We start from the raw sequence: 21904 nt of genomic DNA on the forward strand, positions 1-21904 counted from the left end.
CGGAAGCATTGGGATCTTTGATTCGTGTCAAACAAAGAAGGGCAGGGGTACTTGTATCTCTGCCCTCTATTGTTTCCAGGCATTCCTTTGAATGTGGTGACATTTATAGTTTATACCCTTTATGCGACTGGGCAAGAGACATTGGCTTCAGTATCATCCAATTATTACCATTAAACGATACGGGATACGGTTACTCACCTTATAGTGCCATCTCTGCATTTGCCATTGATCCTCTATATATCTCCTTATACAAATTAGGCCTTCCAATCAAGTCTCGAAAAAAAGAAATTCGATCCTTACACAACCATCCAAATCGGATCCGGAATGAGAAAATTAAATGTATCCGTGATTATTATGATTCACATCAAAAAGAAGCCATAAAAGAGGCCTTAGACTTCTTAGAAAGACAAACTTGGTGTTATTCCTATGTTACTTTCCGAGTCTTGTATGAAACTTACGAAGGGAAAAATTGGTGGGAATGGCCAAAAGAGTTCCAAAATCCACAAACAGCAAAAGATTTTATTTTTACAGAAAAACGAGAAGAAGCTATGTTTTGGGTGTATTTGCAAAAGATCGCCTACGACCAATTAGCTGCAGTGAAGGTTCATTTAGAGGATAAAGGAATTTTTTTAAAAGGAGATATGCCAATCCTCACGGCTCGTAACTCCTGTGATGTTTGGGAACACCCTGAGTATTTTTATTTGGATTTACAAGCAGGAGCACCTCCTGACCATTTTTCCCAAACAGGGCAAACATGGGGATTCCCTGTTCTCAACTGGGAAGTTTTACAAAAGAATCATTACAATTGGTGGAAAGACCGTCTCACCTATTTAGAACATTTTTTCCATCTTTATCGCATTGACCATGTAATTGGCATGTACCGGATTTGGGCAATTCCTCGTGAAGACCAAACGGCACTCAAAGGTTGGTTCCACCCTCAATTTGGAATTGAAACCAGTGAGTTTTTAAAAGTAGGAATTGATCCGAAGTCCATGGAGGAGAAAGGTCTCATTCATGAATTCAAACCCAATCACTATATCTTCTATTGGGATTTTTGGAAAGAGGAAAGTTACCAATCCTTACCGGAAGAAACAAAATCAAATTTATTCCCACTCTCGCAACTCCACATCAGAGAGGAAGAAAAACATTGGAAGGAAGCTGGAGAAACGATTTTAGAAATTTTTGAATCGTTTTCTTCGATGGTGCCTTGCGCAGAAGATTTGGGTTCAGTGCCCAGTTTCATTCGCGATTCTTTGTTTGAAAGGCAAATGATCGGAATTGATGTGGTGCGATGGACAAAGTCCTTTATCACAGGCGAATACATTGAGGAAGACAACTACCGTGAAAATGCGATTTCTGTTTTGTCCACACATGACACAAGTTTGGTGATGGATTGGTGGAAAAACGAAGGAGAGATGGAATCCAAACTTCAGTTTTTCTTTGATCGAGTGGGAAAACCTAGACCAGAAACAGAAAACCAAATCTTAGAAGGCCTTTTGGAATTTGTATTCCAAACCAAAAGTATTTTTTGTATCCAACTTTTCCAGGATTTGGCCCTCGGAGTTCCTGATGTGTTACAAAATCCAGAGAAACACCGCATCAATTACCCTGGAACCCCTGACCATTCCAACTGGACTTACCGGTTTCCCATCCTCATTGAGGAATTTGCTTCGGACTTCCAAAGGAATTTTACGCTTCGAAAACTTGTCCATTCATCCGGCAGAAATTAGAATTTTTTTAGATTTTGACAGATTCGTTCAAGTGTAAGTTTCCAATCTTTGGTAAAGTAGAGGTCTACTCTGGAGGTTCCCACTTGAGATTTGCAAAAGAGATGGCATTTTATTCTGCCTACCACCAAGAAAAACGAAATGTTTGGATTCATGTAATTGGTGTGCCAACCATTACCTTTACTTTGTTTGTTGTACTCAGTCGTTTTTCATTGTATGAATGGAATGGATGGAATATTTCTGCATCCCTTGTATTTACTATCGCTGTCCTAAGTTACTATTTTACCTTAGACGTTGTGTTTGCTTTCGTCGCAACATTATTGTTTGGTGGTCTTTTTTTGACGGCAGAGTGGATCACAGCACAACTTCCATCCCAAACAGCATGGACCATCTTTGGTCTTGGGCAAGTGATCGGTTGGGGTTCCCAGTTTTATGGGCACTTTGTGTTTGAAAAAAGTAGGCCTGCGCTTTTTGACAATTTGTTCCAAGCACTGGTATCAGCCCCACTCTTTGTCGTGGCCGATGTATTTTTTGAATTGGGTTTCCGTTTGGATCTAAAAAAAGCAGTTGACGATGAGTTAAAACAAAAAGGAGTTTGGAAAGACTTTAGCGTTCAGAAAACCGCATAAAGGATCTTAGAATCCTTTTTCTTTATCCACTTACAATTCCATGTATGGATTTGTTTCACAAAAACAAACATTCGTTAAATGGGATCCTCCTAAAAATAAGGAGGGTTTCACTCCAAACATTTTTTTAAAAGTACGAGAGAGATGAGCTTGGTCACTAAATCCAGCTGCATGAGAGGCGGTTGTTAGGTTTTCCCCATTTTGCAGTAACCTGGCAGCAATGTGTAACCTTTGCCATAACAAATACTGACGGAGTGGGATTCCCATATTCTCTTTGAATAGATGCATAAAACGATCTTTTGAAATACCTGTTTCTTTGGATAGTACAGCGAGGCTTATTGGATTTGGTAGAGTTTCTTTAATTTTTTTAACGGCAACGTTTATCCTTTGGTCCCACTCCTTATTTGATTTTGTTGATCCAAGCACTTCTAAAATTTCTTCGTACACTTTCCTTGCAGTTTGGCAATTGAGTGTGTTTGTGAACAGAGGTTCTGCCAGGCTCTGTATGGTTTGGATTGAAGGTTTGTCGAGTAAGGAATAACGATCCTTCATTTCAATTTTTTTATATTCTTCTGATTTAGGATCCAATTGGATCACAACGATTTCCGTATGGCTTGCTTCCAATCGGTGGAAAAAATTGGGAGGGATGATGATCCCTTCCGTTTCAATGGTTTCCTTTTCCTTTGTGACCAATTGGAAGGGTGATTGCTTTGACACTAAAATCGAAACTGCATAGTGTGAGTGTGGTTCCGTGACGAGACCTTGGGTTCCCAGTAAGATTCGTTCTCCAAAATAAAAAAGACTTCCTTTTCTTTTGCCATCCATATACTAAAAAAATCTTACCGAAGGTTTTGAAAAAGGCAAGGATTATCAAATGAAACAATGGATTTTGGGTTTCTTTTTACTTGTGGTGGGAGGTTCCGCTTCGGCCAAAGAAAAAGGGGAATTGCTTTCAGATTGGATCCCAGTCTCTCCCACATATTCTACTCCTATCGATTTTTCCTTACCCGAATCAGAATCGGTGGAACTTTTTGAATCCTTTATATACTTTCAAAATCATTTGTATTTCCAAACCAAAAACAAAGACAAACAATCCTCAATCTACGCGTACAATTTGGAAACGACCAAGTTCCAAATCAAACCTTGGGACAAAGGAAAGGTCCTAGGTTGGACAGAATGTAAGGGAAATTTTTTGGTTCAAACCAAACGTAAGTTATACGAAGTGAATCCACAAACTTGGGAAATCAAAAAAGAGTGGGACCTCCAAACCAAATCTTCCAGTTGGAAAGACATTGTTTGTTCAGATGGACTTTTGCTTCGTTTGGACAAAGAGGATCTAGAAGTTTTTGATTTAGAAAGTATGGAGGAAAAACCAAAAATTCCCCTACCTATGAAATCGGTTCAAAGGATTGTAAAACTTTCGGAAAAGGAAATCCTGCTTATCTCTTCTTTTTCTGGTAATACCATCCAATTGTTTTCAGTTTTAGACAAAAGGACAACAAAAGAGTGGAAGTTCCCGACAAACCATAGAGCTCTCTTCAAAATGACTCAAATCAGTCCAAATCGATTTTTGGTCTTTGACCCGCTTACGAAAATTTATGGGGAATGGCTTTTGTTTGATGATCATTTTTTTCCAATGAGTGGTCTCTCCAAACGTTCTGATGGCAAAGCGGTACGTTTTTCACCAATCGAAAATACACTCCAATACCAATTGGAACTGACAGCTTCAAGTGATCTTCCTGAAACTATTTATCATGTCATCCTTCCAAAAAAAGATACCTATGCACAAGAGTTACGGGAAGAAACAATTTATTCACCAAGTGTATTTAGTTTGGATGAAACAGGGAATCGAACCTTAACAGTCACGATACCAAGTATGAAAGAAGGGGAATCAAAAAGTATTCCCATTTATTCCGGAAAACTCACTCGGTATAAAATCCATTGGCAACTTGATCCGAACCTTATTGTGAACCGGGAGGAAGCGGAATCCAAATTTCCAAATGAACTCCGTGATGATTGGTTTGTGAAACTTGAAGACCCAATTGTGGTTGGAAAACGAGAGGAGTTATTCCAAGGAAAAACATCACTGCGTGAAATCCTTTTTGAAACGGCAAAGTATGTTTCTTCCATTCCTTACAAGTCAGGTAAATTTGAATCGGCACCGAAAGTCATTGAAAAAAATAATGGAGGATGTACGGAACATTCCTATGTCACCATGTCTTTGTTACGTGGTATTGGCATCCCAGCTCGACTTGTATGGAACTACCTCCCCACAGAATCTTCGAGTGAGATGAACTTTAACCATAAATACGTTGAGGTATGGGTGAATGGTTTTGGATGGATTCCTATGGAGCCACTTGCCCCACCAAAATCAAAACCGGGTGTGACCCATGCGAGGCATTTGGTTTTTTCCGTTTTACCAACTCCCGTACATCCAAAGATTTCTGGTGGAGACCGTTTGGTCCAACTCACAAAGGAGCAACTTTCCTACGGAAAAAAGGTTAAGATGAAACTCACCATCTTGAAAAAGGAAAAAGGCGAAACGGAAGAAGACGAGGAAAATGACCTTCCGGTTCTTAAAAACAATCGGTTTATTCTCTCTGGTGAAGAGATGGTTGTGCCATAAAAACCATCTCCTTTGTTATCTTACTTACGTAAGACAAAGTTTTCGCCATTTTTAGGACCAGACTTACGAATGAAAAGGCGTTTATCGACAGATACTCCGAGTAACACTTGGTAAATGTCTGTGAGGATTGGCCTTGATGAATAGTACCCATGACCAAGGCCTCCAACTCCAAGTACTGGATCATCCACTTCGTTTACATTGATCACATCCACACCAGAATACTTAAAACACATTCCCGCCCGAGGTGCCCCGTTTACTTTTTGGGAAGCGATGAGAGCATTGTCACCCGGTGAACAATATAAAGTGATGCGTTCCGAAGATTTTGTGAGGTCACTTAGCAATAATTCAAATTCATTTTTGTCAAAGTCAGGTGCGTTTAAAATGAGTTCCGAAATGAATTTTGATTTTCCTGATTTTGCAAGGGAAGCGATGGAAGGTAAAACCACTTGGTGTCCCATACTATGTACAACAAGTTGGATTTTTTTCCCTGTGGTAGTGATCTCTTTTAGGAAATTGGCGAAAGGTTCACGATTGATTTTTGCTTCTGTAAAATTCAAATCATAAGTAGACTTTACCATCACTTGCCCAAGTAAACCTGCATCTGCCCCTGCTGGCCAAGAATACACAACCACTTCACCAGGAAATTTAAGATCGTATTTGATTTGGCCTGCCCGTAACACAGCTTCATCAAAATTCACATTGAAACCATGTACAAATACCAAAACCTCTTCACTTCCAGAAGATTTGATTTTGGATAAAAATTCTTTTTCATCTGTATTCACACGACCCTTGAATTGGAAGAATGTATGTTTGTCTTGGTTATTGTCTAAAGAGATGTCACCAATGACATGTTTTGCGGGAACATTCACGATACAAATTCCGTAGTGAGGGTTGATATCGGTGATAAAACCAAAACTATTCCCTTCACAACGATCTTTTGCACCCATCTCCCTTCTTGTTGTCACAAAATGTACGTTTAAGTTTTTGGTTTCATCAAAAGGATCAGTGATTCGTTTATTGATTTGTTCTCCGATTTTAGTTGGAACGCAGGCTGTGACCAAACTAACAAAAAAGAGAATTGAAACCAAAAAGAACCGTTTTGAAACTGATTTCACCGCAGTATAGGAAAATACAGAATGGGAATGTTTAGTAGGATGGTTACCAAGTTGTGAAGTAGAAGGGCAGTCCGTTGTTTCTGAGATGGTTTTGATTTGGAATGGTTTGTACTTCATTTGTAAGAAAATCCTTTGATGAGTTTGGTGGGATTGATGTTTTTACCATCTTTAATGACTTCAAAGTGTAAGTGTGGTCCAAAACAGTAGCCTGTACAGCCCGATCGAGAGATGATTTTTCCGGCACTCACATAATCACCTTCTTTGACATAGAGTTTTGAGTTGTGAGCATAAAGGGTTTGGTAATTGTCATCATGCGACAATATGATCGCATTGCCATACCCTCCCATCCAACCGGAGAAAGTGACCTTTCCTTTCCTTGCCGCATAGACAGATTCGTAATTGGCGCGTAGATCGAGTGCCATATGGAATTTGTATTGGGGGTAAGAACGAGTTCCCCATCCTGACGTGATGACTTTGGAAGTTACTGGTATCCTCCAAATGGGGCCAGTTTCGGGGATCACAGCTCCAGGTAAAAACACCTTTTGGCCGGATTTAAATAAATCATAATCTTCTAATTGGTTTTCTGCGTAGATGTCATCAATTTTAACTTTATAATAATCGGCAACCTTGGCGAGGGTTTCTCCTTTTTTGAGTTTATACATTAACCCTTGTTTGTTGGGAATGTTTAGGATTTGGCCTGAAATAAGAGATACTTCTGGATTGATCCCGGAACTCCCAGCAATGGATTCAACGGATACCTTAAATCGACGGGCAATGTCAGATAAGGTTTCGTTTTTTTTCACCTTGTATTGGGTGACTTTTAGTTTTTTGTTTTTATTTTCGGCAAGTTTGTCGAGTTCTGCGGAACGAAGGATTGCCATTTTTTTGTCTTCGGTTTCTTGTAAGTATTTGGCATCAGCAAGTTTTGCTTCTTTATCCTTCGTATCGTTTTCTTCCACCTCAGTGGACATACTCAGGAATTCTTTTTCCATCAAACTTTCTTCGTAGGTTTGTTTGTCGACGATGACAGAAAGTAAAAATGCGATGAAAAACGAAAAGGTTAGGAGTGGTAAAATCCGATACCGTTTGCGATTGAGATCGATAGTCCCATGCAAAACACTTGATTGTGATTGGAGGTTATAAAAATACTTACCTGGGGAAACTTGGATGACGTTAATGTTCCCCCAACGTAACACATGCTTGCCGATCGTAGACTTTTCAGGTGAACGAAGTAGCATGTGTTAAATGGAATTTAGGTTAGTCCTTTGAATCTAAAGATTTGATTCCGCCAAAGGATTCTTCTACAATCTTACGAACGTCTTTTTTCTGACCGCCAGTGATTGTGATATTTCCTTTTGCTACTACACCTTTTTGAAGTTCTAAATAAGGAGCAGTGATGTCACCTAACATACGCCCTGTTCCTTCTAACTTCACTTCGTTTTCGGCTTTGATGTTGCCAATGAGGGTTCCGGAGACAATGACTTCTCTTGCACTGATATTGGTTTTGACCTTACCGGTCTCGCCGATGACGAGTGCGTCTTCTGTTTTGATATCACCTTCGAATTTTCCATCGATTCTAAGTGAACCTGCGATATAAAATTTACCTTCAAATATCGACCCTGGTCCGATAACGCTGTTGATGGAATCCTTACCTATTGCCATTCCTGCTCCTTTTCCCCTTCTGTGAGAATCAAAATTTTCGGTCTATCTGACAAGCCTTTTTAGTAATCAATTTCCTCATCTCCGCTAAAGACCGACTTTTTTCGTTTCGGAGGTTTGGATTCAGTGGGTTTTTTCTCGACTTTTGTGTCTTGTTTTTTCGTTTCTACGGGTTTTTGGGTGACTGGGCTTTGTGGTTTAGATTCTACCACATTCCAAGCCGAACCATGGTCATTACATACGTCTTTTGGCACGGTTTGTGGGATGAAGTATTCTTCCAAAAGGTCATGGCACTGGCCACTGGGGAGTTTGCCTGACATGCGACATACCGTTCGTTTGGTGATTTTCACATCAGAAAGCCATGGGAATTCTTTTGCTGGTTCTTTTTCGAGGGCACGAGCCATAAACCGGCCCCAAACGGGAGCAGAAAGTTTCCCACCAGTCATCCCTCGACCGAGGGAAATGGTCCCAACATCATAACCAAACCAAACCGAGGTGACAAGTTCAGGGGTATAACCCACAAACCAAGCGTCACGAAAATTATTGGTGGTCCCTGTTTTGCCATAGGCCTTGCGATTCAAACCATAGGAAAGTACACCTCGTCCTGTTCCTTCTTCCACCACGTCCTTCATCATCGATGTGATGAGAAAGGCTGCTTCTTTTGAAATGATCTGTTTACGTTCTACATCTTCGTAATCTTTACGAAAGTCTTTGATGACCTTACCTGCATTGTCTTCCACATACAGAACGGAGATGGGGTTTACTGTTTTTCCCCCAGAGGCGAGGGCCGCATAGGCTCGCGTGAGCTCATATGGAGTGAGTTCAAAAGAACCAAGCGAAACACTAAAATTATACGGTATGTCTCTTCCTTGCAATTGTAACAACCCACGTAGGCTCTCCATCAAATTGGAAAGTCCCACTTGTTCGAGAACACGTACCGCCACTGAGTTTTTGGATTGTTCGAGAGCCTTTCGTAATAAGATAAATCCAGAGTATTCGCTGCTATAGTTTTCAGGAGCCCACTCATCTCCATCTTCCATCAGGTATTGGAGTGGTGAATCGGCAAATAATGTAGCAGGCGTTACGTTTTTTTCCGGATCTGGGTTTTTTCCAGAATGGTCCATCGCTGCTGCATACAAGATGGGTTTAAAGGCAGAACCAGGTTGGCGGAAGGCTTGGAAGGGACGGATTTGTTGGTTGTCGGAGCGAAACCCTGATCCACCTACAAGGGCTGTGATGTACCCCGTTTCTGGGCGAATGGCGATGAGGGAACCTTCGACGGGGAGAAGGTGGTCTTTTGTATTTTGTGTCGAATAATTTTTATCAAGTGTGTCGCCGAGAAAGTCGTCTCCTGTGAGTAAGTTTAACACATAAAACTCATCACGGATGTCTTCTTGGTAAGCAGAAGAAAAGGTTCGTTCGATTTTTGAAATTTTAAATTTAAATTCTGGTAAGTCGTACAAATCGGCAATGAGGGAATAACCACTGCCATACAAATCGTCAAAGGCATCAATGTTACGAAACGCACGTTGGTTGGACTCTATCGTTTGCCTTTGTAAGGCGGGGAGAAGGGCTTTTTCTGCTTCTTCTTGGTGGCGGATTTGGATGGTGGAATAGATTTTTAATCCCCCATTGTACAAACGACTGGAACCAATGGAACGAATTAGATTTTTACGAATGTATTCAGTCACATAGGGAAATCGGTTGAGCCTGTCAGAAAATGCGGAATCATTTGGAGATCGATTGAGGTTCGTATAATACTCTTCTAGGGCCGCATATTCCTTTTCCGCATCGGCAACTGTCATCCTTCCATTTTCCACAAGTTTACGGAAGACAACTCGTACCTTATTCATACTCGATACTGGATTGACAATCGGGCTAAATTGAGTGGGCCTTGTGGTAAGGCTTGCAAGGATTGCCGCCTCACCCCAAGAAAGATCTTGGACTTCTTTACGAAAGTAAAATCGAGAAGCAGCACCAACTCCAATCGTTCCGTGCCCAAGTGGGATTTCATTCAAATACACTTCTAAGATTTTGTCTTTTGGATAGACAAGTTCGAGTAAAATGGCAAGCCATGCCTCTCTTGCTTTCCTTGCGATGGAACGTTCGATGGATAAAAACTTTAACCTTGCTACCTGTTGTGTGATGGTGGATGCACCTTCTTTCACACGGCCAGCCATCAGGTTCACAACAAAGGCACGTGCAATCCCTTTGAGATCAATTCCATTATGTGAATAAAATGAATTATCCTCAGTGGATAAAAAACATTGGATGACTTTGTGACGGTTGTCCGTGGAATAATTGGTATCTTCTGGTTTTAGTTGTTCTAATTTTACAGGGATTCGAGAAAATTTATAATATTCGGCGATGGGTTCATATTCTCCTTTGTCGTTTAATCCGTACAATGTGGAAGGGATATCGTAAACAGCCGCTTCCCCCAATCGAAAAAAATCTTTAACCGATCCTGTGAGTAAAAAAACATTCAAAATCCCAAACAAAAGAATGGCGACGATGGTGTTTCGGAATTTTTTATCTCCTGTCCAGATTCGTTCTGTAACAATGCGAAACCAAATGATAAAATACTTTTCAAAGAGCCCAACGGGTTCTTGTTTCATACATTTCCCTTTTTCAATTTCCCACTAAACAAGTGGGGAAAATTCCTTCATGTGGTCGATGCCGTGGTAACGAAGGCCCGTGTCCAAATTATACCCACCAAGTGAATCCAGAATCTTGGATCGGCTCTCTGGTGAAAAACTATATTCGTAAGCTCTCGTTAAAATTTCTTTGCAAGCTTGGCTTGCTTGGTTTAGGAGTTCGATGAAGGAATCGTTAAATTTACGATTTGGGTCTGCTGGGTAAAACCATTCTCTTTTTTCATCGTTCATGATTTTGGGATTGATGGCTTCAAGTGTCGGTAACATGAGCACACTCGCATTGTAACGGTGGAAGGTGAGTGTATCAACAACACTCACAAGTCCACGCATGAATGCACTCCTTGAATCCAAAGTTGAAGTGAAGCGGTAAAACCCAAGATAGGATTCATTTAAGATATCCCCTGGGATGATTTTTTTCTCGGAACCAATGTAGTTGGAATGAAATTCTTTGGAAAAGGTTTCCTTCAATGACTGCAGCCAAAAATTCCATAACACAGGGTCCATTTTGTTTTTAATGCCTACGGTTCTATGCCGAATGTCGATGTATTGTGGGAAATCGTATTCTCTGGCACTCATGCCCCAGCGGTGGTTGATGAGAAGGGTATCCAATCCAAACTCCACCTTCATATGGTTCACTTGGGCTTGGTAAGATATCTTTTTGTCGTCGTTGTAATAGTCACCCGAGATATAAAAGATATAGGGGTGGGTTTGGATATCCACAACGCAGTGGCAAATATAACCCAGTGTAAAGGCAAGGAAACGGTCACGGTAAAGACCCATTTCCGTATCATACACTTGGTCGAGAAAACTTAAGATGAGTTCCGCCACTTTATGGTGGTGGGCAAGGTCTCCAAAAAAGGCAGCCTTTTTGGTTCGTTTGGGTTGCAGTACATGGTAAAAATAAAAGATATCAGGAGCAACAGCGCCTAAGTTGGCATAGGAGGCAACATCAGGCCTTGAAAGTAAGTTAGCAATTTTCCTTTGGGTGGCATTGCCGTGTTCCAAGTGTTTTTTCACTTGGGAGAGTGCTTCAATATGTGTAATCTTTCCTGCCATTTTCTACTTTTTTGACTTTATGGATTGGAACCTATTGAAAGGTTTATCTTAAATCCTATGACATCAATCGAAAAACTAAAGTTTTTGAAAGAAGACCAAGTGCGAACTTTGGCAAAAGAATTCGGAACCCCTCTCTTTGTCTATTCTGAGAAAGAAATTGAACAAAAATGTGACGAGACTTTGGCATTTCCCAATGCATTTGGGTTACAAGTCCGTTATGCCATGAAAGCAAATCCCAATTCCAATATCTTACAAATCATGAAAAGAAAGGGCATCCTCATCGATGCTTCGTCGGAACACGAAGTGGTTCGGGCCTTACATTTTGGATTTTCTCCCGAATCCATTATGCTCACTTCACAAGAGTTTCCAAAGGCATTTGTAGAACTCATTGGAAAGGGTGTGAAGTTCAATGCCTGTTCTCTCAGGCAATTGGAACTCTTTGGACAATCATTCCCTGGAAAATCGGTATCCATTCGGTTTAACCCAGGCCTTGGCTCAGGCCATACGAAAAAAACCGACGTAGGTGGTGTGACATCTTCTTTTGGGATTTGGCATGAAAAACTGGATGAAGTGAAAGCAATTGTAAACAAATACAACCTCGTTGTGGAAAAAGTCCACACACACATTGGCTCGGGCAGTGACCCTGAAGTGTGGAAGGCTGTTGCAAAATACACTCTGGAGTATGCAGAAAGTTTCCCAACGGTCACGGTTGTGAGCCTTGGTGGTGGTTATAAAGTGGGTCGTATGGAAGATGAAAAATCGACCAACTTACAAACGATTGGTGCACCAGTCAAAATCCAATTTGAAGAATTTGCTGAAAAACACGGAAGAAAATTGATTTTAGAGATCGAACCTGGTACTTACCTCATCGCATTGTGTGGGGCTCTTCTCACCACAGTAGATGATAAAGTAGACACAGGTAAAAATGGATTCCAATTTTTGAAATTAGATACAGGGATGGATTCGAATACAAGACCTTCTCTTTACGGTGCACGCCATCCCCTTGTCACTGTGAAAAAAGATGGTGGATCACCTTCATCTAACAAAGAATATGTGGTTGTCGGACATTGTTGTGAGTCTGGGGATGTATTCACCCAAAAAGAAGGGGGAGAACCCATCACAAGGCTTATGGGAGAAGCAGAAATCGGAGACCATGTGGTGATGGAAGCTGTCGGAGCGTATTGTTCTAGTATGTCCACAAAGAACTACAATAGTTTTCCAGAAACAGCAGAGGTATTACTCCGTAAAGATGGAACCCCAAAACTCATCCGTAAAAAAGAACCTGTGTTAGAAATCTTCCGCAATGAAATTTTAGTGGTGGAATGAACAATCTATATGCAGTCCTACTTGCCGGTGGAACGGGGAGTAGGATGGGACTTGAGGTTCCCAAACAATTTTTAAAGTTACGTGGAGAGTCTCTCCTTCGGCATTCCGTCAAACGATTCCAAAGGTTTGGACTTTTAAAATCCATTGTTGTGGTGTCTCATCCCGATTGGATTTTGGATACTGAAAAAGAATTAGCCGATTTATTGGATCCCAACGATCGCATTGTGGAAGGAGGGGAGACACGCCACCTTTCCGCGTTGAAGGGAATTGGAGCCGTTTCGTATGATGAAAAAGATATTTTTTTCATCCATGATGTGGCAAGACCCAATTTCAAACAAAACGAACTCTACCAACTTGTCGAACAAACGAAAATCTTTGGAGCTGCAACCATTGTTTCTCCTGTGACAGAAAGTCTTGTGCGTGTGAAACAACACCAAAACTATACAAAAGAACCATTGCGTCGTGAAGAAGTGTATGCAGTGAAAACCCCACAGGCAGTAGCAGGATTTATGTTAGGTGAACTTTTATTAGAACCTCTTCCAGAAAGTCCAAAACTCCATCCTACAGACCTCTGCACGTGGATGGGGGAACGCCAAGTAGGGATAGTGGAAACTGATTTCCAAAATATCAAGGTGACAAGTCCAGGGGATATTGTCCTTGCCGAATCAGTTTACACTGCAGGCTAAATTTCTATTTTATCTACCGTGGAATAGTTTAAACCTTTGTTTCCAAATCCAAACACGGAATAGGTTTTTGTTTTCGATGGAATCAATTTGGATTCCAAATCCGATTGGTTTTCCATATTTGCCTTGTGGATTTGACCACCTAACCACACCTGCTACGGAAATTTCACCAGATCGAGTTTGGATTTTCACCCGACAATACTCACCAGAACTAAGTACTGTTTCTGATTCGATGTAAAGACCTTCCAAAGATACATTCAGAAGGGTACCAACATTTGTTTTGTTGTCCGACTTTAAAAACTGAACTGGATTGGATACAGGATACCTAGGAGCAAACACTCGGTGCAAAAAGGATTCGTAAATTTGTTTTTCTTCTTTTTGTGCGAGGAGGAATAATAACTGGACTCCCGCAATTTCTGTTCCATCGGGTTCCTTGTCAATGCGAACCACTTTTCCTTGCACGGATATGGCTACAGGTTCCCTGTTCTCTTTTTCTAATTTTAGGAGCAAATTGATAGGGTCACCAGGTTTTAAAAAATGGTGTTTGGTGAGTGGGAGTAAGACTCCATTCTTCGATATATTGATGGTGAGACCATCTCCTTCTCGTTCCCCATCGGCATTGGTCCAATGGAAGGGAATGGGGTGTGTTTCCCTGTATTTTGTACGCCAACCTCTGCGTGTAGGACTCAAGTAGGGAGCTGCAATCTCTCGTCTTAAAAAGTAAAATGCAATTCCAAGTAAAACCGTTGTGATCGCCATATTCCAAACGATGTCTGTGGTTTTGATCCGAATCCCTGCGAGGAAAAATTTTTTGCCGAGGGATACTGAAAACACCATCCAGATATTATAGGTGAGGATGAGAAATGTGAAACATAAAAAGAGATAATAACCAAACTTCCTTTTGGTGATTAGGCTATAGGCAATGATGGCACTGAGGAAGGAAAAAACATACTGCCATGGTTGGATCCGAGTGAGGATCATCCCAACATGGTTGAAATCCAAATCATAAAGAGAAGCAATGGCAAAGAAGACAACAAATGGTACGGCTAAAAAACCAAGTGTTACGAGTAAGACTGGAATAGGGTAGTTGAAGAACCGAAAAGTCACCCGAAAATCAAACTGCTTTTTTGGCCTTTAGTCAACTTATTTTTGAAAGTTCTAAAGTTAAACCTGGGAACTCGGTTCTTTTTCTGATTCCGGATCTGATTCTTGGTTGCCTGTACCTTGTGTGTTCTCCTCACTCTTTGTGACAGATTCTGTGTTGGATGAGTCACCTGATTTTTCGTGGATCTCATTGATTAGAATATGCAATAGTTTTTGTTTTTCCGAAATTTGATCTTCTACGGCTGTTAGGCGGTTTATGATGCTATGCAAAATTGCAGATAAAAAGCCAGGGCTTTCTTTCCCCATTCCTAAAAAAATATCTTTGGTGATGATCCCCACTTTTGTATCTTCTGAATTGGCAATGACGGTGGCTGCCCTCGGAGAAGGGAAAACTAATGCCATTTCTCCAAAAAATTCGCCTGGTTTGATATCCCTTACATATTGGTCTTCCCCCGTAGCTTTTCGTTTGAAGACTTGTAAGTTTCCTGAAAAAACAAAGTACATTTTCCCATTACACTCTTCTCCTTCGGAGAATACCTTGGTCCCTTGGGCAAAATGGTCGATGCGAACTTCCGTAATGTATTTTTTAAGGTGTTCTACATTCATTTGGTTTCTTCCTTCTGGATTTCTTCGATCATTTTGTCGAGTTCGGCTAACCTTGCTTCTGCTCTATGGAGTTTTTCCACCGTACTTTTGGTGAGTTGGAATAAAAAATGGGTATTGATACGAGCTAATTTTTCAAATTGGTCATGCCTTAAAATACCAACTCGAGCATTGGCAGACACAACACTGATGGTCATGGCACGTGGCCTTCTTGTGATGAGGGAAAGTTCACCAAAAAATTCTCCAGGTCCTAACCCTTTGATCACTTCTTGAGTACCGTCTGGCATCCGTTTGGTGACAGCAAACATTCCACTCATGATACAGTACATACTTCCATCATGAGAATCACCTTCTTTAAAAATCACATCTCCCCTAAGGTACACTTGTGTGGAGATGTTTTGCATGAATTCCAGTATGTTCATCGGACTTATCCTATTGGTATCTGACATTCATATAAAATTCCAAAACAATGGCAAGTGAATCATAAAATCTCACTAGACAGAATTCCCTAGTACAAAAACCTGCTTATACAACCACAATGCGGGCGTGGCGAAATTGGCAGACGCACCAGATTTAGGTTCTGGCGCCGTGAGGCGTGGGGGTTCAAGTCCCTCCGCCCGCAAAACAAAACTTTCTTACTCATCCCAAACATTCAAATGGAGCACCAAACCCGGAGGGGCTTGAACAGTTCCCTGAGCCGAAATGGTTGCGACCCATAGGGAGCAATCAATTCGGACGAGCATGCCTGGATGGCATGCGACGAAGGGAACCGTGCCTCGAAGCGTAGCAAACACACGAAGTGTTTGCAGCGGAGAGGTCAAGTCCCGAAGCAGAACCGTTTGTCAATAGAGCTTGGTTGATCACGAGAAATAAAACTAACTCTAGTTAATAATTATTTAATAAAAAATCAATCAAAGTGACCCCATAGGGAGTCATAGTTTCTGCAAGTTTGCCAGGAAGGCAAACGTCGAGCGACGCCGTGCCTCGAAGCGGGCAAACACAGGAAGTGTTTGCAGCGAAAGAGGTCAAGTCCCGAAGCAGAACTGATTTCACAAAAGAGTCCTATCGTAAGCCAATAAACTAATCCTAGTTAAATATAAAATCCTTGGAAATAATTCCAATAAAACAAAACGCCAAGGGAATAATCCTTTCGGACAAACATGCCAGGAAGGCAAACGTCGAGCGACGCCGTGCCTCGAAGCGTAGCAAACACACGAAGTGTTTGCAGCGAAAGAGACAAGTCCCGAAGCAGAACTGATTTCACAAAAGAGTCCTATCGTAAGCCAATAAACTAATCCTAGTTAAATATAAAATCCTTGGAAATAATTCCAATAAAACAAAACGCCAAGGGAATAATCCTTTCGGACAAACATGCCTGGAAAGCAAATGTCGATCGACGCCGTGCCTCGAGCGGGCAAACACAGGAAGTGTTTGCAGCGAAAGAGGCAAGTCCGACAGCAGGGTCAATTGACAATTTAGCTTGGATGATCTCGAGAAATCAAAGTAAGTCTAGTTTACCATTCTTTCTTAAAAAAATGCCAACACCTCTCTGAACCATTGGAACATTGATTTTTTCCAGTTAAAACCCAATCGCCATACACCAACCGTAACGAAGTCGTCAAACGGACAAAGTGACGAGTAACGAAAAAAGTAAAATTGACTGTTTTGGAAGGCCTAAGAGAAAGAAAGATTCTTATTTGTCTGAGAGTCTTCGCAATCATAAAATAACTCTCTGGGTTTCAAATTAGGAATGCATAAAAAAGGGTTTCGTTCAATTTCTTGTTCGGCCGTAGAAATAAAAAAGTTTGAACTTGTTCATCCAGTTTTTGTATTTGATCGACGATCTAGAAAACTGACAAAACATATGGCTAATGAAGTGGAAACCTCTACGGATAATGATTCTTTTCATTTGTTTATCCTTGTCATTGGATTCTGAAACAAATATTTTTAATGTAAAAAAGGATCTTTTCTCATTTTCCGATTATTTGGAATTGGTAAACAATGTAAAACAATCCTACTTATATCGTAATCAATTTAATGAATCCAACGGTTACGTTTATTCAGCTTTTTTTGCATGTCAATTTTTAGACAATAAATTGTTTCTTATGCCAGAAACATATTTTGATAGCCATCAAATAGAATTTTTGAAAATTAAGAAAGTCTACAAGCTTTTACCAAATGATCCTTTCGTGATCGTATTATTTGACAAAAATTTACAGAATACGACCGATCGGAATCAATATTTGGAAATAAAGAATTGGTATTCGAAGAAAAGAAGGGAAGTGATGGATGCTCTTTGGAATGGTAAATTCAATTTAGAAGATTATAAACGTGTTTTGTCATTCATTGAAGAGAATTTAGATTGGTATATCTTGCAGCAAAGTAAAGAAATTACAATGTCAGATTTGCATTTTACGGCAGCTATGGGTTTTATGTATTCATTAGACGGTAATTCTAAAATATATAAAAAGAGGAAGTTCGAAGTCCAAATTGAAGTAAATGAACATCAAATTGCAGGTGTCGGAATGATTTTAAGGTTAGGTCCAAATCAGGAAGTGATCGTAGAGAATCCTCTGGAAGCAAGTCCGGCAATGAAGGCTGGATTATTAAGTGGTGATATTATAGTAAAGATCAACGATATTGATGTTCGTGATATGGAATTCGAGGAAGTAATACGACATCAAAAAGGGAAACCTGGATCAATAGTTCAATTTGAGATCAAAAGGGGACGGAATCGTAAAAGCATACCGATACTTGTAAAACGAGAAATCCTTTCGTTTGATACAGTAAAAGGTGAATTCATTCGTTTTGATCCCGATCTTGCTTTGATTCGAGTATTTAGATGGGATGATCAAAATATCTCGGTTGCAAAAGAAATAAATTCTGAGTATGTACGGCTTAGCAAACTAGCGAAGGATCAAAATAAAAAACTAAAAGGTTTACTTTTAGATTTCCGTTATCTTCGTGGTGGTACAATGGATTCGATTGCGGAAACGATAAATTTATTTATGAAAAAGGGTTTATTGTTCAGTATTCAGAATGGAAAAGGAGAGGTTACCGAAAGATATGCGAAAGCGAATGAACCTATAGAATTGCCAGTTGCCATTTTAGTGGATCGTTATACATCTTCTGGCGGTGAGGTGATTGCAGGTAGTTTACAATTTCACAAACGAGCCATTGTAATTGGAGAAAGAACTTCTGGAAATGCTGCTTTGGTTTCAACATTTCACTTTTCAAATAATGAAAATTATGGAATGGAAATTCTGGATTCACTCTACTTTTTACCTTCTAAAAAGTCCTTTCAAGAAAAAGGAATCATTCCAGACATCCAATTCACCTCTGAATTTGACGGAGGTAATCTTTTTTTTAAGAAAGAAAATTATGATCTCAATCATTTTCCTTTCGTGGAGGAAGCAGAAAACAAGAATTCTCAATTTCCGATTGGCGAAATTCAAAGTTGGGTGAAAGAGAATGGTAAAGCGAATGTGGAAATTGAAAGAAGAAAAAATGATCCTATTCGTCCTGATGTTTTTTTGTTTCACGCAGTAGATGCATTCAATGGGTATTTACAAACTCATACCTCTGGGAAATCGAATGGAGAAATCAAATGAAAAGGAATTGAAGTTTATTTTTTTTCGTAACCAAGGGAACAAATCCCACCCCGCGCCAGCGATTGTAGCGGAAATCCTTTCCGAAAGGAAAGATTGGAGCGAAAAGCGCGTTCGTATATCAATTCTATCAACATCATCTAACGAATTCGAGGCGCCCCATTTCTTGATCAATAAAAATTGATACCTTAGTTCATAAAAATGTTTCGACATTCTTTTGTAAGGTGATTCCAATAGGAAATTATGCGATCTATCAGGCACTACAACAGTAACAACCAGTGGAGTGGAGTCGTTTATTCGTGTGGGATGATGTGAGTCAATTTCCAAGGTTTCTAAATGGTGTTGGAATGCGATGGTTTCCATTGGTTTTGGGACTTAGTATATTTACCTGTACCTCACCTTACTATTTGACATTGGTTTCCCCAGGGATCACATCCGAAACCAGGCTCACCAAACAAACAGATGTTAGAATGGAAGAAGCGTCCTTTTATGGATTATGGGCTTATTCCCATACAGCATTTTATATCGACAAATCAGAATTGCCGAAAGTATTGGAGGATCCTAACAACACTGTTTTCCAACCCCAGGAGATGTTTCATTCCAAAAACAATCATGACTCACATTTGCACATCTTATTTGAATATTGTTATGACAAAACGAAACAGATCAATATTGAGAGTGATTTGAGTCAGTATCAGTTTCAATTGAATGGAAGGGATTCCGTCGATACATTAGTATTCCTTTATCCCTATTCATATAGCAAAAAAGGCAAACTATTTCGGAAACGATTTCCTTTTTACGAAAGATTAACCTATCCAAATGAAAAGATTCTGATTACAACTGGCTTTGACCAACTTTTTTGTGTAAGGACTCTTTTAAGTTTTGATCAAACAATAGAAAATCAAGGTCTCAATCGATTTACTGTCACCACACCTCGAAATCAGCATTTATTTTATGTATACGAGATGAGAGAAAAATTTGTGAAATTTAAAGAAGAGGAGATCAATTGAATCAGTTCAAGTCTATTTGTTTGGACCTATTTTTATGTTTTAAGATAAGCATCTTTTTTTTGGAGGTGAGGGAGTGATCCGCGGTGAAAAAGAAATCCGATTTCCAGAAAATGCAAATTCGGATTACAGAGATCATGTGATCGTCCGTGAATTACCTTAAACGATGAAATACCAAACCTATCCACCTCATCAAGATTTGAGTTCTATGATTCAGTGTTATTGGACATTGGAAGTGGAATCATCAGAAAGCAAGGAAAAACAACAAATTGTGCCCGATGGTTGTATGGAGATGGCATTTTTGTTAGGAGATGGAATCAAACGATATGTGAGTGAAACTGAATTTGTAATGCAACCAGATGCAATGGTCATTGGGCAAATTACAAAACCATATACAATTGAACCGGAAGGTTATGTAAATACTATCGCTGTACGATTTTATCCATATGGATTTTCCATGATACACAATGTACCAATGTTCGAATTGTCTGATCGGGAAACCGATTTGAGAATTTTATTTGGTGAAGAGAAAGTGGCAAACATTTTGAAGGACCTAAAAAACTCCAAATCAACTGAAGATAGGATTCAATGTATCGAATCCTTTTTGTTTTCAGTTTTAAAGCAAAAGTCCAATTTGGAACGAGTGGTTCATTTGGTGATAGAGAGTTTGACAGAAACACGTGGTTCCACTTCAATTGTATCTTTTTTGGATCACGATCCTGCGAAAATCCGAGACTTGGAACGTAAGTTTTTAAAACGAGTTGGTGTTTCTCCCAAAACTTTGGGAAAAGTGATTCGCTTGCAAACGGCATTAAAATTGATGTTGGAGGATGAGCCTAACTCACTTACACAAATTGCATACGATTCTAATTATTATGACCAATCTCATTTCATCAAAGATTTCCGTAGTCTTACCGGACTGAATCCAAAACAATTTTGGCAGGACAAACGATTTCAGTTATCAACTTTATTTTATCAAAAAAAGTGATTTGTCGAATTTTTACAATGCAAGTAGGTCAAAATGATTTATGATTGTTACCAATGAAAGGAGTGATTTATGAAAAGGTTTCTTAGTCAAATTCGTTTAAAACGAATTTTTTATATCATTCCATTACTTGTTTTGTCTTTGGTCGTAGTCTGCAAAGATAAAGAAGAGGAGAAATTGACTAACCTAACATTGAATTCAGTAGGAGAGGGCAACCCCATGAACCCAACCATATCGATCGTTGAGATTCCGATGACGCAAGTCGAAAAATCGATTTTGTTTTATGAGAAAACCTTCCAAGTAAAAATAGAGCGAATGCGAATGGGGGAAACCGAACTTGGAGTGTTTCCATCCGATGGTAAATCAGTAAGCATCGTTTTGACAAAAGGTACGGGATACAAACCAAACCGAGAGGGCGTTTTAATTTACTTCAGTGCAGGTGAGGATTTACAACCAATCCTTAGTTTGGTGGAGAAAAATGGTGGGAAGGTTGTATTAGAAAAAACAGAAATTAGCCCTGATATGGGATATTTTGCTTTGTTTGTTGATCCAGAAGGAAATCGCATTGGGCTTCATTCATCGAAGTAAAATGGATTGATTGAAATCCTCTCCATTGAATGTCTCCAAAACTGAAATAGGAACCAAGTTGGTTCCTTTCCGTACGAGGATTACAGCTTTTGCCTGTAGAGGGGCGCGCCAACTGCCGTTGATAACGGGAACTTGAAAAGGTAAATCAGAATCAAATCCAAAGTTCACATAACTCATATCAGATGGATCTGTTCCAACTACAAAACCAGTTTCCATAATGGAATGGTTTGTTACATTGGATTTGGTAACCCATGAATCTTGTAAAAGGAGTAAATAAATGCCTGGTGAATATTGATTGAGTAAGTTACCTTCGGGACAAAGAAAGTTATTCAATTGCATCATACATTCGAGAGGAAGGTGAGTGAGGGGATTGGTCCAACAATGAGCAAATCATGACAATATCATGAGAGTCAATGAAAAATGAATTAAATAGTTTCCCAGTAGATGATTCTTCTTGATTTTTGCAACTAACAATGAGTTGGTGTTTTGATTTGGAGATGAGAAAGGCAATGAAATATTGCTTTTTTGAAATTAAAA

At 39.8% G+C, this 21904-nt stretch carries 20 protein-coding genes and 1 tRNA gene; 11 read left to right on the forward strand and 10 right to left on the reverse strand.

From position 1 onward, the window contains the following. Positions 1-8: 8 nt before the first annotated feature. Together LEP1GSC202_RS00635 and LEP1GSC202_RS00640 are read left to right on the forward strand one after the other, a co-directional pair. Positions 9-1730: a 4-alpha-glucanotransferase gene (locus LEP1GSC202_RS00635; protein ID WP_015675769.1), complete on the forward strand. Its 1722-nt coding sequence runs from the start codon at positions 9-11 to the stop codon at positions 1728-1730. An 83-nt stretch (positions 1731-1813) separates the two neighbouring features. After that, complete coding sequence (locus LEP1GSC202_RS00640) at positions 1814-2356, forward strand: Mpo1 family 2-hydroxy fatty acid dioxygenase (RefSeq protein WP_015675983.1); 543 nt, start codon at positions 1814-1816, stop codon at positions 2354-2356. A gap of 30 nt (positions 2357-2386) precedes the next feature. On the opposite strand, the gene LEP1GSC202_RS00645 is transcribed toward LEP1GSC202_RS00640, so the two are convergent. Next, complete coding sequence (locus tag LEP1GSC202_RS00645; RefSeq protein ID WP_015675757.1) at positions 2387-3178, reverse strand: helix-turn-helix transcriptional regulator; 792 nt, start codon at positions 3176-3178, stop codon at positions 2387-2389. Between the two features lie 49 nt (positions 3179-3227). Between LEP1GSC202_RS00645 and LEP1GSC202_RS00650 the strand changes: the two genes are divergently transcribed. Next, positions 3228-4979 carry a transglutaminase-like domain-containing protein gene (locus LEP1GSC202_RS00650; RefSeq protein ID WP_015675820.1) on the forward strand — a complete coding sequence of 584 codons (1752 nt, stop codon included), beginning with the start codon at positions 3228-3230 and terminating at the stop codon, positions 4977-4979. A gap of 20 nt (positions 4980-4999) precedes the next feature. Here the strand turns inward: LEP1GSC202_RS00650 and LEP1GSC202_RS00655 are convergent, their stop codons facing one another. The 5 genes from LEP1GSC202_RS00655 to LEP1GSC202_RS00675 form a co-directional block, all read right to left on the reverse strand. After that, the gene (locus LEP1GSC202_RS00655) at positions 5000-6067 is read right to left on the reverse strand and encodes an alpha/beta hydrolase (protein ID WP_039927854.1); all 1068 of its coding nucleotides are present in this window, start codon (positions 6065-6067) and stop codon (positions 5000-5002) included. Between the two features lie 140 nt (positions 6068-6207). After that, a complete protein-coding gene (locus LEP1GSC202_RS00660) occupies positions 6208-7332 on the reverse strand; it encodes a M23 family metallopeptidase (protein ID WP_039927775.1) in 1125 nt (374 codons plus the stop codon). Positions 7333-7351: 19 nt separating this feature from the next. Then, entirely contained in the window at positions 7352-7756 is a 405-nt protein-coding gene (locus tag LEP1GSC202_RS00665; RefSeq protein ID WP_012388418.1) for a bactofilin family protein, read from the reverse strand. Positions 7757-7815: 59 nt separating this feature from the next. Beyond that, positions 7816-10368, reverse strand: a complete 2553-nt coding sequence (locus tag LEP1GSC202_RS00670; RefSeq protein ID WP_015675794.1) for a penicillin-binding protein 1A — start codon at positions 10366-10368, stop codon at positions 7816-7818. A 24-nt stretch (positions 10369-10392) separates the two neighbouring features. After that, positions 10393-11463 carry a zinc dependent phospholipase C family protein gene (locus LEP1GSC202_RS00675; RefSeq protein ID WP_015675886.1) on the reverse strand — a complete coding sequence of 357 codons (1071 nt, stop codon included), beginning with the start codon at positions 11461-11463 and terminating at the stop codon, positions 10393-10395. A gap of 57 nt (positions 11464-11520) precedes the next feature. On the opposite strand from LEP1GSC202_RS00675, the gene LEP1GSC202_RS00680 reads away from it, so the two are divergent. Together LEP1GSC202_RS00680 and LEP1GSC202_RS00685 are read left to right on the forward strand one after the other, a co-directional pair. Continuing rightward, positions 11521-12789 carry a diaminopimelate decarboxylase gene (locus tag LEP1GSC202_RS00680; protein ID WP_015675919.1) on the forward strand — a complete coding sequence of 423 codons (1269 nt, stop codon included), beginning with the start codon at positions 11521-11523 and terminating at the stop codon, positions 12787-12789. Further along, on the forward strand, positions 12786-13475 hold the full coding sequence (locus tag LEP1GSC202_RS00685) for an IspD/TarI family cytidylyltransferase (RefSeq protein WP_015675726.1): 690 nt from the start codon (positions 12786-12788) through the stop codon (positions 13473-13475). Before LEP1GSC202_RS00680 ends, LEP1GSC202_RS00685 begins: the two co-directional genes overlap by 4 nt. A 9-nt stretch (positions 13476-13484) precedes the next feature. Here the strand turns inward: LEP1GSC202_RS00685 and LEP1GSC202_RS00690 are convergent, their stop codons facing one another. From LEP1GSC202_RS00690 to LEP1GSC202_RS00700, 3 genes are read right to left on the reverse strand one after another with little or no spacing between them, the layout of a single operon-like run. Next, positions 13485-14579, reverse strand: a complete 1095-nt coding sequence (locus tag LEP1GSC202_RS00690; protein ID WP_015676024.1) for a PilZ domain-containing protein — start codon at positions 14577-14579, stop codon at positions 13485-13487. Between the two features lie 57 nt (positions 14580-14636). Next, positions 14637-15182, reverse strand: a complete 546-nt coding sequence (locus LEP1GSC202_RS00695) for a Crp/Fnr family transcriptional regulator (RefSeq protein ID WP_015676003.1) — start codon at positions 15180-15182, stop codon at positions 14637-14639. Beyond that, positions 15179-15601 (reverse strand): cyclic nucleotide-binding domain-containing protein, encoded by a 423-nt coding sequence (locus tag LEP1GSC202_RS00700; protein ID WP_015676026.1) that lies wholly within the window; start codon positions 15599-15601, stop codon positions 15179-15181. The genes LEP1GSC202_RS00695 and LEP1GSC202_RS00700 overlap by 4 nt, the downstream gene beginning before the upstream one ends. A gap of 118 nt (positions 15602-15719) precedes the next feature. Here LEP1GSC202_RS00700 and LEP1GSC202_RS00705 point away from each other — a divergent pair. From LEP1GSC202_RS00705 to LEP1GSC202_RS00740, 6 genes are all read left to right on the forward strand, one after another. Continuing rightward, positions 15720-15801 (forward strand) — tRNA-Leu (locus tag LEP1GSC202_RS00705). A gap of 694 nt (positions 15802-16495) precedes the next feature. Further along, a complete protein-coding gene (locus LEP1GSC202_RS20100; RefSeq protein WP_039927776.1) occupies positions 16496-16732 on the forward strand; it encodes a hypothetical protein in 237 nt (78 codons plus the stop codon). 342 nt (positions 16733-17074) lie between these two features. Beyond that, entirely contained in the window at positions 17075-18790 is a 1716-nt protein-coding gene (locus LEP1GSC202_RS00720; RefSeq protein WP_015675982.1) for a S41 family peptidase, read from the forward strand. Positions 18791-19134: 344 nt separating this feature from the next. Then, positions 19135-19797 (forward strand): hypothetical protein, encoded by a 663-nt coding sequence (locus tag LEP1GSC202_RS00730; protein WP_244147600.1) that lies wholly within the window; start codon positions 19135-19137, stop codon positions 19795-19797. 163 nt (positions 19798-19960) lie between these two features. Further along, a complete protein-coding gene (locus tag LEP1GSC202_RS00735) occupies positions 19961-20782 on the forward strand; it encodes an AraC family transcriptional regulator (RefSeq protein ID WP_015675881.1) in 822 nt (273 codons plus the stop codon). Between the two features lie 69 nt (positions 20783-20851). After that, the gene (locus tag LEP1GSC202_RS00740) at positions 20852-21367 is read left to right on the forward strand and encodes a VOC family protein (RefSeq protein ID WP_015675750.1); all 516 of its coding nucleotides are present in this window, start codon (positions 20852-20854) and stop codon (positions 21365-21367) included. On the opposite strand, the gene LEP1GSC202_RS00745 is transcribed toward LEP1GSC202_RS00740, so the two are convergent. Continuing rightward, a complete protein-coding gene (locus LEP1GSC202_RS00745; RefSeq protein ID WP_156825320.1) occupies positions 21356-21709 on the reverse strand; it encodes a hypothetical protein in 354 nt (117 codons plus the stop codon). The genes LEP1GSC202_RS00740 and LEP1GSC202_RS00745 overlap by 12 nt on opposite strands. Positions 21710-21904 lie beyond the last annotated feature (195 nt).

Source organism: Leptospira yanagawae serovar Saopaulo str. Sao Paulo = ATCC 700523, assembly GCF_000332475.2.
GTDB lineage: Bacteria > Spirochaetota > Leptospiria > Leptospirales > Leptospiraceae > Leptospira_A > Leptospira_A yanagawae.